Source organism: Nonomuraea sp. NPDC001699 (assembly GCF_053596455.1).
On sequence record NZ_JBSFGF010000006.1, the window covers coordinates 420,174 to 434,231 of the forward strand.

At 72.2% G+C, this 14,058-nt stretch carries 9 protein-coding genes; all 9 read left to right on the top strand.

The window, feature by feature from the left end:
- The first annotated feature begins 77 nt into the window (after positions 1 to 77).
- Positions 78 to 1,253, top strand: a complete 1,176-nt coding sequence (locus ACWCSU_RS21250; RefSeq protein WP_449936891.1) for a bifunctional cobalt-precorrin-7 (C(5))-methyltransferase/cobalt-precorrin-6B (C(15))-methyltransferase — start codon at positions 78 to 80, stop codon at positions 1,251 to 1,253.
- Positions 1,254 to 1,320: 67 nt separating this feature from the next.
- A complete protein-coding gene (locus ACWCSU_RS21255; protein WP_357705073.1) occupies positions 1,321 to 2,166 on the top strand; it encodes a sirohydrochlorin chelatase in 846 nt (281 codons plus the stop codon).
- A gap of 13 nt (positions 2,167 to 2,179) precedes the next feature.
- Positions 2,180 to 3,247, top strand: a complete 1,068-nt coding sequence (cobT, locus tag ACWCSU_RS21260; RefSeq protein ID WP_449936894.1) for a nicotinate-nucleotide--dimethylbenzimidazole phosphoribosyltransferase — start codon at positions 2,180 to 2,182, stop codon at positions 3,245 to 3,247.
- Positions 3,248 to 3,284: 37 nt separating this feature from the next.
- Entirely contained in the window at positions 3,285 to 4,298 is a 1,014-nt protein-coding gene (gene speB, locus ACWCSU_RS21265; RefSeq protein ID WP_357705078.1) for an agmatinase, read from the top strand.
- Between the two features lie 79 nt (positions 4,299 to 4,377).
- On the top strand, positions 4,378 to 5,610 hold the full coding sequence (cobA, locus tag ACWCSU_RS21270) for a uroporphyrinogen-III C-methyltransferase (RefSeq protein ID WP_449936896.1): 1,233 nt from the start codon (positions 4,378 to 4,380) through the stop codon (positions 5,608 to 5,610).
- A gap of 257 nt (positions 5,611 to 5,867) precedes the next feature.
- On the top strand, positions 5,868 to 8,798 hold the full coding sequence (locus tag ACWCSU_RS21275; RefSeq protein WP_449936898.1) for a dynamin family protein: 2,931 nt from the start codon (positions 5,868 to 5,870) through the stop codon (positions 8,796 to 8,798).
- Entirely contained in the window at positions 8,795 to 10,420 is a 1,626-nt protein-coding gene (locus ACWCSU_RS21280; protein ID WP_357705085.1) for a YfjP family GTPase, read from the top strand. The genes ACWCSU_RS21275 and ACWCSU_RS21280 overlap by 4 nt, the downstream gene beginning before the upstream one ends.
- A gap of 150 nt (positions 10,421 to 10,570) precedes the next feature.
- Complete coding sequence (locus ACWCSU_RS21285; RefSeq protein WP_449936901.1) at positions 10,571 to 11,386, top strand: single-stranded DNA-binding protein; 816 nt, start codon at positions 10,571 to 10,573, stop codon at positions 11,384 to 11,386.
- A gap of 1,476 nt (positions 11,387 to 12,862) precedes the next feature.
- Positions 12,863 to 13,978: a GGDEF domain-containing protein gene (locus ACWCSU_RS21290; RefSeq protein ID WP_449936903.1), complete on the top strand. Its 1,116-nt coding sequence runs from the start codon at positions 12,863 to 12,865 to the stop codon at positions 13,976 to 13,978.
- Positions 13,979 to 14,058: the final 80 nt, after the last annotated feature.

The window sequence follows — 14,058 nt, forward strand, 5'->3', positions numbered from 1 at the left end:
ACGGCGGACTGGCCCCGCCGACCCATGGTGAAACCCGGCGTGAACCGTCACCCTGGGGATGAGGACGGTGAGGCTGAATGATCACGGTTGTCGGCTGGGACGGGGTCGAGCTGCCGGCCAGGGCCGCGGACAGGCTGCGTGAGGCGGAGCTCGTCGTCGGCCCCGCCGCCATTCTCGGCCGGCTCAGGGTCGAAGGACGGGCCGCGAACGACGGCGACCTGCTGCAAGCCCTCGACGGCCACCTCGGACAGGGCCGCGGGCCGGCCGTCGTGGTCGCCGAGGGCGATCCCGGCTTCTTCGGAGTCGTCCGCATGTTACGGGCGCACGGCCTCCGGCCGGACGTGCTCCCGGCCACCTCGCTGATCAGCCGCGCCTTCGCCTGCGCCGGGCTCAACTGGGAGGACGCCCTCGTCGTCGCCCCCTCCGGCCCCGGCCAGCTCGCCCGCGTGGTCAACGCCTGCCGCGCCCACCCCAAGGTCGCGCTGCTCGTCGCACCCGGCGTCGGCCCCGCCGAGATCGCCAGGGAGCTGGCGCCGACCACGCCGCGCGCCCTGATCGTCTGCGAGGACCTCGGCGGCCCCGAGCAGCGCGTCACGCACAGCCGCATGGGCGAGGCCACCACCCGGCCCTGGAAGGACCCCGACGTGGTGCTCGTCATCGACCCGCTGCACCGGCCGGGAGAGCCCGGCTGGCTGGCCGGGGCGCAGCCGGGGCCGCCGGAGTGGGCGCTGCCGTCCGGGAAGGGGCTGCCCGCCGAGGTGCGGGCGTTCGTCCTGGCCAAGCTCGGTCCCCGGCTCGGCGACCTGGTCTGGGACGTCGGCGCAGGCGAGGGTGAGATCGCCGTCGAGTGCGCCAGGCTGGGCGCGGCCGTCGTGGCGGTCGAACGCGACCAGTCCGCCTGCGCCCGCCTGCGTTCCAACGTGCTGGCCCACGGCGTCAAAGTGGCTCTGACCAGGGGACAGGCGCCGGCCGCGCTCGAACCGCTGCCCGACCCCGACGCCGTCTACGTCGGCGGCGGCGGCGCCGACGTGCTCGCGGCCTGCGCCGCCCGCGGGCCCCGCGCGCTGGTGTGCGCGCTCCCCACGGTCGAGCGGGCCGTGGCCGTGCTCGCCCTGCTGCGCGAGCACGGCTACCGCGCCGAGGGCACGCGGATCCAGGCGTCCGGGCTGACGCTCGGCGCCGCCGGGTCGCACCGCCTGACCTCCGCCGACCCCGTCTTCGTGGTGCACGCCAGGCCCGTGCACGCAGCGTGACCTGTCCCCCACGGGCACGTATCGGTTATCCTCGCGTGACTTTGTCTACGCACCGGAGATTCCCTCAATGAAGCCGCCGCTCCTGCTGATCGGGCAGGGCTCGAACGATGACGCCTACGCCGCGGAGTTCGGCAGGTTCGTCCACCGGCTCCGCTGCCGCCTCGACCAGACGGCCGTCGACGTCTCCGGTGGCTACCTGGAACGCGCCACGCCGCGCCTGAGCGACTCCGTGGCGTCCCTGATGGCGCGCGGCCACCACCGTCTCGTCGCGCTGCCGCTCAGTCTCAGCAGGGTGGGCGAGGAGTTCCCGGCCGCGATGGCGCTCGAACAGCAGCGCCACCCCACCCTCATGTACGACTACGGCCGTCCCCTCGGCCCCGACCCGCGCGTGCTGGCGCTGCTGGCCGACCGGCTCGGCGAGGCCGCCGCCGAGATGGCCAGACCGCGCCCCCTGGAGCTGGTCGGCGCCCGCCCCCGGCTGCGCGCCGTGGACACGCCGGCCTTCGACGAAGCCCCCGGGCAGGTCGAGCCGGGCGAGACGGCGGTCGTGCTGGTCGGCGAGGGCTCGACCGACGCCGTCGCCAACGCCGAGGTCCACCGGGTGTCGCGGCTGTTCTGGGAGACGCACGCCTACGACTACATGACCGTCGAGACCGCGTTCGTCTCGGTGACGCCGCCCGGCGTGCCCGGCGGGCTCGAACGTTGCCGGCGGCTGGGCGCCAAGCGCGTGATCGTGGTGCCGTACCTGCTGTTCGCGGGCGGTCTGCTGGAGCGCGTGTGGGCGCAGGCCCTGGCCTACGGCGCGGGCCACCCCGACCTCGACATCCGCTGCGCCGAGGTGATCGGCGACTGCGAGACGCTGGCCGACGTCGTGATCGACCGCTACGAGGAAGCGCTCCAGCTCGTTCACTAAGTGGAGGTGTCCCGTGCTCGCCGAGACCCTGGCAGCCATCCGTCCCGCCGACCCCGAGGCGCTCGCCGAGGCCCGTGCCCACCAGGACCGGCTCACCAAGCCGCGCGGCGCGCTCGGGGCTCTGGAGGAGGTGGCCGTACGCCTTGCGGGCGCCTCCGGCGTCTGCCCGCCGCCCGTGCCCGAGCCGGCCGCCCTGGCCATCTTCGCGGCCGACCACGGCGTGCACGCGCGCGGCGTCAGCCCGTGGCCGCAGGAGGTCACCACGCAGATGGTCGCCAACTTCCTGGCCGGGGGCGCGGTCGCCAACGCCTTCGCCGCCCAGGTGGGCGCCTCCGTGACGGTCGTGGATGTCGGCGTCGCCGCCGACCTGCCCGACGCCCCCGACCTGATCAAGCGCAAGGTCGCGTACGGCACCGCTGACCTGTCCCGCGGCCCCGCCATGAGCGTCGACCAGGCCGTCAGGGCGCTGGAGGCGGGCATCGCGGTGGCCCGGCAGCTGATCGACAAGGGCGCCCGCTGCCTGATCACCGGCGACATGGGCATCGCCAACACCACCGCCTCGGCCGCGCTGATCTCCGTGTTCACCGGCAAGGACCCGGCCGAGGTGACCGGCAGGGGCACCGGGATCGACGACGAGACGTACGCGCACAAGGTGGACATCGTCCGCGAGGCGCTGCGCGTCAACGGCCTGCCGGGCGGCACCGGGCCGAGCGACGCCCTGCGCGCGCTGGCCGCCGTGGGCGGGTTCGAGCACGCGGCCATCGCGGGCTTCGTGCTGTGCGGCGCGGCGAACCGGGTGCCGGTGATTCTCGACGGCGTCATCGCCGGCTCGGCCGCCCTGGCCGCCGCCGCGCTCGACCCCCACGTCAGCGGTCACTGCGTGGCCGGTCACCGCTCGGCCGAGCCCGGCCACGCCGCCGCGCTCGACCACCTCGGGCTGCGCCCTCTGGTGGACCTGGAGCTGCGGCTCGGCGAGGGCACCGGCGGCCTGCTCGCGCATCCGCTGGTGTGCGCGGCCGTACGGGTGATGCACGACGTGGCGACGTTCGACTCGGCGGGGGTCACCGAGAAACCCGTGTGATGATGGGGGACACGCCAGACAGCACGTGAGGTGAGCAGTGTCCCGGTACGGTCCCATGTTCGGCCCCGACATCACGTTCCTCGGCGTCGAGCGCTGCGACCTCGCGGACCCGGCCAGTCATGCCGGCGCCGACGTCGTGATCATCGGCGCCCCCTTCGACGGGGGCACCTCCAACCGGCCGGGCGCCAGGTTCGGGCCGATGGCGCTGCGCCAGACCTGCTACCTGCCGCACAACGGGTCCCGTCCGAGCCTGGCCCTGCGCGTCGACGCCCTGCGCGACCTGAGGGTGTTCGACGCGGGCGACGTCGAGTGCTACTCCGGCGACGTCGAGGGCTCGCTGGCCGCCATCGAGGACGCGGTCCACCGGATCGCCTCCTCCGGGGCCGTGCCCGTGGTGCTCGGCGGCGACCACACCGTCGCGCTGCCGGACGCCCGGGGCACCGCCAGGGCGTACGAGCCGGGCCGCACGTCCATGATCCACTTCGACGCTCACGCCGACACCGGCGACATCGAGTTCGGCCACCTGCACGGACACGGCCAGCCGATGCGGCGGCTCATCGAGTCCGGCGCCATCCGGGGCGACAGGTTCCTGCAGATCGGGCTGCGCGGCTACTGGCCCGAGCCCGAGACGCTCGACTGGATGGCGGCGCAGCGCATGCGCTCGTACGAGATGACCGAGATCGTGACGCGCGGGCTGGAGGAGTGCCTGACGGAGTCGTTCACGATCGCGCTCGACGAGTGCGACCAGGTCTTCCTGTCCGTGGACATCGACGTCTGCGACCCCGGGCACGCCCCCGGCACCGGCACGCCCGAGCCCGGCGGCCTGTCGGCCAGGCAGCTCCTCGACGCCGTGCGCAGGATCTGTTACGAGCTGCCCGTGGCCGGGATGGAGGTGGTGGAGGTCTCGCCGCCGTACGACCACGCCGACATCACCGCGTTCCTCGGGAACCGCGTTATTCTTGAGGCACTCTCGGCCATGGCCAGACGCCGCAAAGACGCTCAGGGCGGGCCACGCTGGGACCCGTCGCAGCCTCTTCTTGACGGCCGTTGAGCCGTGTGCAGCGAACGACGCACGGTGAGCCGGTAGGTTTACCTCCGAACACAACCTTCGCGAACGGGAGATTCCCCCCATGGGTCCCTACCTCCTCGGCCTGCGGCTTTCCGGCCGCCGGGTCCTCGTCGTGGGCGGCGGCCGCGTCGCCCAGCGGCGTGTTCCCGCGCTGCTAGAGGCCGGTGCGGAGGTCACCGTCGTGTCCCCGGGCGTCACGCCTGCCCTCGACGACCTGATCGCGGCGGGCCGGGTCACCTGGCACGCGCGGCCGTACGAGGTCGGCGACTGCGACGGCGCCTGGCTCGTGCAGGCGTGCACCGACGACAGGGCCGTCAACACCGCGGTCGCCGCCGAGGCGGAGGCCAAGCGCGTGTGGTGCGTGCGCGCCGACGACAAAGATGCCTCCGCCGCCTGGACCCCGGCCTCCGGCCGGGTCGACGAGATCAGCGTGGCCGTCACCGCGGGCGGCGATCCGCGCAGGGCCGCGGGCATCCGCGACGCGGTCGTCGACGCGCTGCGCGACGGCACGGTCGACGCCCGGCGCAACCGCACCAAGCCCGTCGGCGTGGCCCTGGTCGGCGGCGGTCCCGGCGACCCCGGCCTGATCACCGTGCGCGGGCGGCAGCTCCTCGCCCAGGCCGACGTGGTCATCGCCGACCGGCTCGCGCCCCGGGCGCTGCTCGACGAGCTCGCCCCCGACGTCGAGCTGATCGACGCCGCCAAGGTGCCCTACGGCAGGTCGCTGTCCCAGGAGAAGATCAACGAGCTGCTGGTCGACCGGGCGAGGCAGGGCAAGTTCGTCGTCCGGCTCAAGGGCGGCGACCCGTTCGTGTTCGGGCGCGGCGGCGAGGAGATGATCGCCTGCGCCCGGGCCGGCATCCCCGTGCTCGTCGTGCCCGGCATCACCAGCGCCGTCGCGGTCCCGGCCGCTGCCGGGGTGCCGGTGACGCATCGCGGGGTCAGCCAGGAGTTCCACGTCATCTCCGTGCACGTCGCGCCCGACGACCCGGCCTCCACCGTCGACTGGCCCGGCCTGGCCCGTTCCCAGGGCACACTGGTGCTGATGATGGCCGTCGAGCGGCTGCCGAAGGTGGCCGAGGCGCTCCTTCGAGACGGACGTGCGCCGGAGACTCCCGTAATGGTGGTACAGGACGGTACCCTTCCGACCCAGCGGGCGGTAATCGCACCGCTTTCCACCGTGGCCGACCGCGTGTCCGCGGCTGGGATACGGCCTCCGGCGATCGTCATCGTCGGCGACGTCGTGCGGGTCGGCCAGGAGGTCGAGATGGTTCGAGCGGAGCGATTGCCGTGAACACCGCCATGGATGACGGGCGGCACGAGTCGTTGGGGGAGCAGACGTTGAGCTTCCGTCCGGTGACGGACGACGACCTGCCCGACCCCGGAAACCCGGCCCCTTCGTCCCCCGAGGCCCCCCAACCTCCTGCGGCCCCGCCGCCTCCCCCCACCGAAGGGCCGTCGTCCTCTTCGGGTTTGCCGTCGCGGTCTTCCGCTGAGCGGTCTTCTTCGGGTTTGCCGTCGCGGTCCTCTGCTGAACGGTCCTCCTCGGGGTTGCCGTCGCGGTCCTCTGCCGAACGGCTGCCGTCCGCTGCGGACGAGCCGTCGTCCTCCGCCGGCCGGCCCTCGCTCTTCCAGCGGCCGCCGCGTGCCGACGATCCCGCCGCCCCGCCTCACCCGTCCGGGCCGCCGGCCTCGGCGTCGCAGGAGCCGGCCGCGCCGCAGCGTCCCTTCACGCGGCAGGTGCCCTCGGCGCCGCAACGGCCGTCCGCCGAGACGGAGACCGGCCAGCCCACCGGCCCCAGCCTCTTCACTCCGGCGCGTCCCGCCGAACGGCCCAGCCTGTTCACCCCGGCCCGCCCTGCCGAGCCGCGCGAGGGCAACGACCCGCGCCCGAGGCCGCCCGCCTTCTGGGAACGCGCCGCCCAAGAACCCGCCGCCCCCTCCCACCAGCCCGCCGCCCCCGAGCCGACCCCGGACGCGGAGCCTGACCCGGTGGCCGCGAGCCCGAACGCCGACGCGGACGACACCGGAGCCACCCCTTCCGACATCGAGCCCGAGCACGTCCCGGCCGACGCGGCTTCTGGCGACGACGACGCACCCCCGAACGACGCTCCGCTCGACCCACACCCCGAAGAGTTCTCACCACGGGATACGCACGACGAGACGGACACCACAGGCGACGACCGCCCGCCCACCACGGACGGCCCCCTTCCCCACGTCGCCCCCGCCCCCGACGCGGATGCCGTTCCCTCCGAGGTGAGCGCTGCTTCTGACAGCGACCCCGACCTCGACACCGCTCCCGACGCTGACGTGGACACCGGCGCCCTCGCCGAGGCGACCGACCTCGAAGGCGAGGACGCCGACGCCGGTCCCGCCACTCAGGCCGACGCGGGATCCGACCCCGCTCCCGAAGCCGAAGCGGCGCCTTCTACGGAAGGCGAGGACGTCCCCGTCGAGGCGATCGCCCTTGACGACAACGACAACGACGGCGACCTCGACGACACCCCCGCCGACGACGAACCCAGCGACACCGCCACCACCGAAGACACTGCCGCCACCGATGTCCCCGCAGACGCCGACTACCCCACCGACCCGGGAGACCTGGCGGAAGAGGAGTTCGACGTCGAGGCCGACACCGACGACGTCACGATCCCGGGTGAGGCCGACAAGACCGGAACGGATGCCGCCGATCCCGCCGACGACAGCGGCGAGACCGATCCTGACACCGACCCGGATGCCGACACCGACACCGACACCGACACCGACACCGACACCGACGCGGACGCCGTGCCGGAGCCGGAAGATCCGCAGGGCGCGGAAGCAGGGCAGCGGGTCGAGGAGTTGCCCGCCGAGGTCGTCGAGGCCATGACGGCGGCGCTGCGCGCGTTGCGCGAAAGCGTGTCCGACCTGCGCTTCAGCCTCGACCTGCCAGGAGCCGAGGAGGCCAGGCAGGCACGGGCCGACCTGCTCGCCCAGTTGGAGAACTACGTCCTGCCCAGGGTGCGCACCAACACCGCCCCCGCGCTGATCGTGATCGCGGGCTCCACCGGCGCGGGCAAGTCCACCCTGGTCAACTCCCTGGCGGAGCGGAACATCTCCCGCACCGGAGTGCGCCGCCCGACCACCGGCACCCCGATCCTCGCCTGCCACCCCGACGACAGGAGCTGGTTCGCCGAGGGCGAGCTGCTCGCCGGCCTCGAACGGCTGGAACGGCCGTCGCCCGACAGCGGCACGGACGGCCTGGTCGTCGTGTCCACCGAGAAGCTGCCGCAGGGCGTAGCGCTGCTCGACACCCCCGACATCGACTCGGTCGTCGAGGAGCACCACGAGATCGCGCACCGCATGCTCGACGCCGCCGACCTGTGGATCTTCGTGACCACCGCCGCCCGCTACGCCGACGCCCCCGCCTGGAACCTCCTGCGCCTGGCCAAGGAGCGCGGCGCCCGCCTGGCCATCGTGCTGTCGCGGGTGCAGCCGCGCTCGGCCGACGTCGTGCTCAAGCACTTCGTCCGCATGTTGACCGAATACGGCCTGGGCGACATCGACAGGTTCGTGATCCACGAGGCGACGGTGACCGACGGCAGGCTGCCCGACAGCGAGGTCACCGACCTGCGCCTCTGGCTGGCCGAGCTCTCCGTCGACGAGGCGCGCCGCGCGCAGGCCGTGCAGGAGACCCTGAACGGGGTGCTCAACAGCTTCCGCACCCGCGTGCCCGCGCTGGCCAGGCACCTGGAGGGCCAGGCGGTGTTCCGGGCCGAGCTGCGCAGCGACGTGGAGGCCGCCTACCTGGGCGCGCTGGCCGAGATCGACAAGGCGTCCAAGAACGGCTCGCTGCTGCACGGCGAGGTGCTGGCCCGCTGGCAGGACTTCGCGGGTTCCGGCGACCTCATGCGCTCGCTGCAGTTCGGCAAGGGCGGCAAGGCGGGCAGACAGACGCCCGAGCGGGTGCTGGCGTTCAAGGCGGCGATCCGGGCCGGGCTGGAGTCGGTGATCGTCGCCGCGGCCAACCGCGCCGCCGAGGAGGTGGTCGCGCGCTGGCGGCACCGCTCGGAGCTGGGCGCCAAGCTCGTCGAAGGGCTGGACCGCCCGTCGGACAACCTTCTGCGGCACGCCGGGCGCGCCATCGCGTCCTGGCAGGATCACCTGAACGAGCTCGTACGGACCGAGGGCGTGACCAAGCGCTCGGTGTCCAAGCTCGTCTCGTTCGATCCCGACGCGCTCTCCCTGATCTTCACGGTCGCCATGTTCAGCGGCGGCGACGGGTCGGGCGTCCCGCACCGGCTCGTGAACGCGCTGCTCGGAGCGGAGTCGCTACGCGGCATCGGCTCCAAGGCGCTCAGTGACCTGCGAGCCAGGATAGGCATGCTGTTCGACGAGGAATCCATGCGTTACGTACACGCTCTCGACTCCGCGGGCATCCCGGACGAGTCCGTCGCGACCCGCCTCTTCCAGGCGACCTACAACCTTGAGGTCGCCCGATGACGACGACCACGCCCCCGAGGGCGGGGCTCGCGCCGAGGCTGGCCGCGCTCAACAAGGTGGTGGAGCTCGGCCCCGGACGGCTCGACCAGAAGCTGCTCACCGAGGCCGGAGCGCTGCTGATGCACGCGGGCGACCGGCTCAAGCTGTCGTCCGAGCACACCGTGGTCGCTCTCGCGGGCGGCACGGGCAGCGGCAAGTCGTCCCTGTTCAACGCCATTTCGGGGCTTGAGCTGTCGCCCACGGGCGTACGCCGCCCGACGACCGCCCGTACCCACGCCTGTGTGTGGGGGCTGGAAGGCTCGGCGCCGCTGCTCGACTGGCTGCGGATCCAGCAGCGCCACCGCTTCTCCCGTACCAGCGCGCTCGACAAGGGCGACAGCCAGCTCCACGGGCTGATCCTGCTCGACCTGCCCGACCACGACTCGATCCGGGCGCTCAGCGACAACGAGGCCGACCGGCTCATCGGGCTGGCCGACCTGGTGGTGTGGGTGCTCGACCCGCAGAAGTACGCCGACGCCTCCACGCACCGCCGCTACGTCACCGAGCTGGCCGGGCACGACGCGGTGACCGTGTTCGCGCTCAACCAGGCCGACAAGCTCTCCGCCGCGGAGCTGGCCGAGCTGGTCATCGACCTCAACGACCTGCTGCGCAGGGAAGGCGTGGAGCATCCCAGCGTCGTCCCCACCTCGGCCGTCACCGGGCGCGGGGTCGAGAGCCTCAAGAGCGTGATCGCGACCGCCGTCGGCCGCCGCCGCGCCGCCATCCAGAAGTTGGAGGCCGACCTCCAGCGCATGGAGCAGCGGCTCGGCGAGGCCATGCCGCTCGGCGACGCGCTGCTCGTGCCGTCGTCGGTCGACGAGGCGCGCAGGATGGGGCTCACCGACGCGCTCTGCGACGCGATCGGCGTCCCCGCCGTCGGGGAGGCCATGGAGAACGTCTACGCCGAGCGGTCCAGCCAGTGGGTCGGCTGGCCGTATCCGCGGTGGTTCGCCAAGTTCCGTCCGGATCCGTTGAAGAGCCTGCGTCTCCAGGACGTCGGCGACGAGATCCGCGGCATCACGACCGGCTCGGTGAGCGCGCAGTCCGCCGAGGTGGCCAACGCCGTGCAGGCGCTCACCGACGGGCTGTCGTCCGGGATGGACCCGGTGTGGCGGACCGCAGTGCAACAGGCGGCGCGCTCGCACGCGTCCCAGCTGCCGAAGGCGCTGACCGAGGAGCTCACGGAAGTGGCGCCGCGCCTCGACCGGGTGCCCGGCTGGTGGCGGCTGCTCAAGGTGTGGCAGTACCTGCTGGTGGTGGCGTTCGTGGCCGGCGTGGTCTGGCTGGTGGCCGGGCTGACCGTGCCCAGGCAGCTGCCCGCGACCCTGCAACTGGTCGGCGACGGCGCCGCGCTGCCGTGGGTGGCGCTCATGATCGCCTCTGTGCTCGGGCTGGGCGCCCTGTCCGGCATCGCCTCGCGCAACTTCGTCGAGCTGGGAGCCTCACGCGAGCGGGAACGGCTGGAGCGGGAGATGCGCCGCCGGGTGGCGGCGGTGTCGGCGACGATGGTGGTGGAGCCGGTCGAACGCGAACTCGGCCGTCACCACGCCTTCTACACGGCCCTTCGCGACCTCTCCAGCTGATCCCCGTCTTTCGTACGGCCGTCGTCCACAGGCTCGTTCCCTTCCTGTCCCCTCATCCACAGAACGGCGTTCGCCTCCACCCCACCCGGCCCCCTTCAGGCACCGTGTTCCCAGGTCACGGGCAGCAGGCCCGCATCATGGGAGGCACGGATGAACGACATCTACATCACGCTCACCGGAAACGTCGCAGCAGAGCCACGGCAGTACAGCTTCGACGACGGCACCAGGGTCACATCGCTGAAGGTGTTCACCTCGCACCGCTACTTCGACAGGAAGACGGGGCAGTGGACCGACGGTGAGCGCGTCTGCTTCACCGTCCGCTGCTGGCGGGCGCTGGGCGACAACGTCGCCGACTGCGTACGGGCGGGGCAACCCGTCGTCGTGTCCGGCAAGCTCCGTATCCGCGAGTTCGGCGCGGAGGGCGACCGCCGCTTCATGCCGGAGATCGAGGCCAGCGCGGTCGGGCACGACCTGCGCTGGGGCACCGGCGCCTTCACCAAGCCGGAGCGCGGGGGCGGCCTCGGCTCCATGACCAAGGAGATGCGCGAACGCCTCGACGAGGAGACCCAGGACTGGGCCATGGGCACCAGGCCCGTCCGCCCGCCGTCCCGCCCCACCGCCGACCCGTCGGTCTCCCTGACCGCCGACACTGCCGGAACCGTCCCCGCCCAGCGTCACGACGAGGACGCCAGGCCGGAAGACGACCATGCGCCGATGGCCATCGCGGCCACCGACCCCGACGCCACCACCCCGAAGCCGGCCACACCCCCTGTGCCCGTCCCTGAAACCCCCGCCGACCCCGCCTCGGAAGACGCTCCCGCCTCGGGAGACCACGTCTACGCCGACACGGGCACCCGAGAGCACCGGGTGCGCGGCTCGGCAACGAAGACCGGCACAGTCCGCACTCTGGGCCCGACCGCCCGGCCCCGGACGAAGACACAGATCCCGGAAAAGGCCGCCGCCTGACACCAGCACCACCCCACGGCCAGACATCCACACAGCCAGGCATCCATACAGCCAGGCGTCACACAGCCGGGCGTCACACAGCCAGGGATCTGCATAGCTAGGGCTCTACACGGTTAGAGCTCTGCAGGCTAGGCATCTGTACGGCTAGGCGCTGACGTCGGTGGATGCTCGTGCCGTGAGGGTGGCCGCTGTCGGTGGAGGCGCGTGTGTGCCGGTGCCTTGCTCAGGCCACCAGCAAGACACGCGCCTCCCCACACCGCGAGCGACCGCTCGCCGACAGGAGTACGCGCACACGGCGCCGCTCACAAAGGCGGCGACCTCCAGCCTGCGGGGAGGCCCGACCTGAGAAGGCGCTCGTCCACCGGCGCGGCTGTCCGCCGCCTTGGGTTTGTCCTTCATGGCGCCCACGCATCTGCCATGGCGCCCACGCAACTGCGTCGGGTCGGCCCTGGCCTAGGTTGGGTCGTCCCTCGCCTAGGTCGGGTGGTCCCTCGCCTTCGTGGGTCGCATACTCACCCCATTGGGTTGCCTGCTCACCTGCATGGGGCGGTTGGCTCCCCAAGTTGCGGTGGGCGGTCGTTCGCCGCAGTTTCGGAGCGTCTACTCGCCTGTGGTGGGGTGCCTGGTCACCTGGGTGGGTGGATGGGGCGGCCCGCCAAGTGCGGTGCGTGGTCGTCCGCTGCACTTTCGGAGTGGCCCCTGGGAGGCTGCTTGGTCACCTTCGCTTGCGCACACCCGACTCGGGAGCGCGCACGTACGGACGCGCGGTGCTCCTGCCCGCCGCCGGTGTCTGCGGCCGGGCGCGTGCAGACGTCGGCAGAGGGGGCGTCGTGAGTAACCGGAGTGTGTCTCATGGGGGTGAGACGGTGCGCCGGCTGACGCGAGGCCCGGCCGGCGGGCGTGATGAGACATCCGGTTGTTGGAGTGATGCGCACCTTGGCGGTGTGAATCCCGATTCGCGGTCGATCGCCGGCCGGCGGACGGGGTGGGAAGCGATCGGGGCGGAGGGCAGCAGCCGATTGTCGGCGCCCCCGCGCAGAGGACGGCCTAAGGGGAGGGGGAGGGGCATCGGCCGATGGCCCCGATGCCACCCCGAAGGGGGGCCGATGGGGTGTTTGTCCGCGTCAGATACCTAGAGCATGGGTCATGTCCAGGTCACGCCCCGCACCATGGTTGCTCCTTTCCGGCAGCCCGCTCGCGGAGTGAGCGGGCGTGGTCGTTTCAACGTAGCGGTTCCCATCGCATAACGCACACTCCGCAATTATTGTGTTACACATCGTTAGTCAGGGAGGAGACGAGATGGCGGCGACCAGTCACGCCACGATCAAGTCTCGCGACGGTGTGTCAAGACTGGCCGGTCGCTGGCCATTGCTCGGGCAACGGCGCCCGCTTGTGGCGTATCTGTGCGCCATTGTCGCCCTCGATGCCGTCGCGATTACCTTGTTCACGAGATCTACCGATTTCCAGTGGCCGGATTTGCTGACCTTTGCCGCGCTCATGGCATGCGGCGCGGTCTGCATCGAGGCCAGCAGGCGTCTGGGCATGCCCGCCGGAGTCTCGCGCGACCTGTTGTCGGCCTGGTGGCTGCCGGTCGCACTGCTCCTGCCGCCGGTCTACGCCCTCTTCGCGCCGATCGTGCTGCAGATCCTGCTCCAGGTGCGCGTCCGCGCCACAGTTCTCTACCGTCGGGTGTTCAGCTCGGCGGCCATCGGTCTGGCCGGGTGTACGGCGTCGGTGGCCTTCCACTGGGTCGTCCCGGATCCCTGGGTGCTGACGCAGGGGAGCGGGCCGCCGATCGCCTACGCGGTGACGGCCGCCGTGCTCTTCTCCTTGCTCAACATCGGTCTCATCGCGGTCGCGGCGCATACGTCCGACCCCGAGGGGTCGTGGCAGGAGGTGCTGTGGAACAGGGAGAGCGTGCTGCTGGACATCGTCGAGCTGTGCCTCGGGGTCACGGTCTCGATCGGGTGCGGGCTCAACCTCGTTCTGCTGGTTCTCGCGTTGCCGCCGGTCGTCCTGCTGCAACGCAGCCTGTTGCACGCGCAGTTGCAGGCCGCCGCGCGTACCGACTCGAAGACGGGGCTGCTCAACGCGGCCGCCTGGCAGCGGGAGGCCGACACCGAGATCCTGCGGGCGCGTCGCAGCGGCGAGACGCTGGCCCTGCTGATCATCGACATCGACCACTTCAAGCGCGTGAACGACGCGCACGGCCACCTGGTCGGCGACGAGGTCCTCGCCGGGGTGGCGGCCATGTTGCGCAGGGAGCTGCGGGACTCCGACGTGGTGGGGCGGTTCGGAGGTGAGGAGTTCGTCGTCCTGCTGCCGGGCGCGGATGTCGACGAGGCTCGGCAGGTCGCCGAACGTCTTCGTACGCACATCGGGCACATGGCGACCCCGGTGGACGACGCGTTGATCCGGATCACGATCTCGGTCGGGGTCGCGCTGATGACCGTGCACGGTGACGATCTGATCGATCTGCTGGCCGCCGCTGACCTGGCGCTCTATCGAGCCAAGGAGCTGGGACGGGACCGTGTCTGCATCCCCGTCGTCCAGCCGCCGCAACCGCCGTCGCCCGAGGAGCAAGCCGTGTGATCTCGCTTCGTGCGACGAGGCGCGCGGGGCCGGGCGCGTGCGTCGGTCTCCCGACCGTGGGGCTGTCGGTCGGCTGCGGA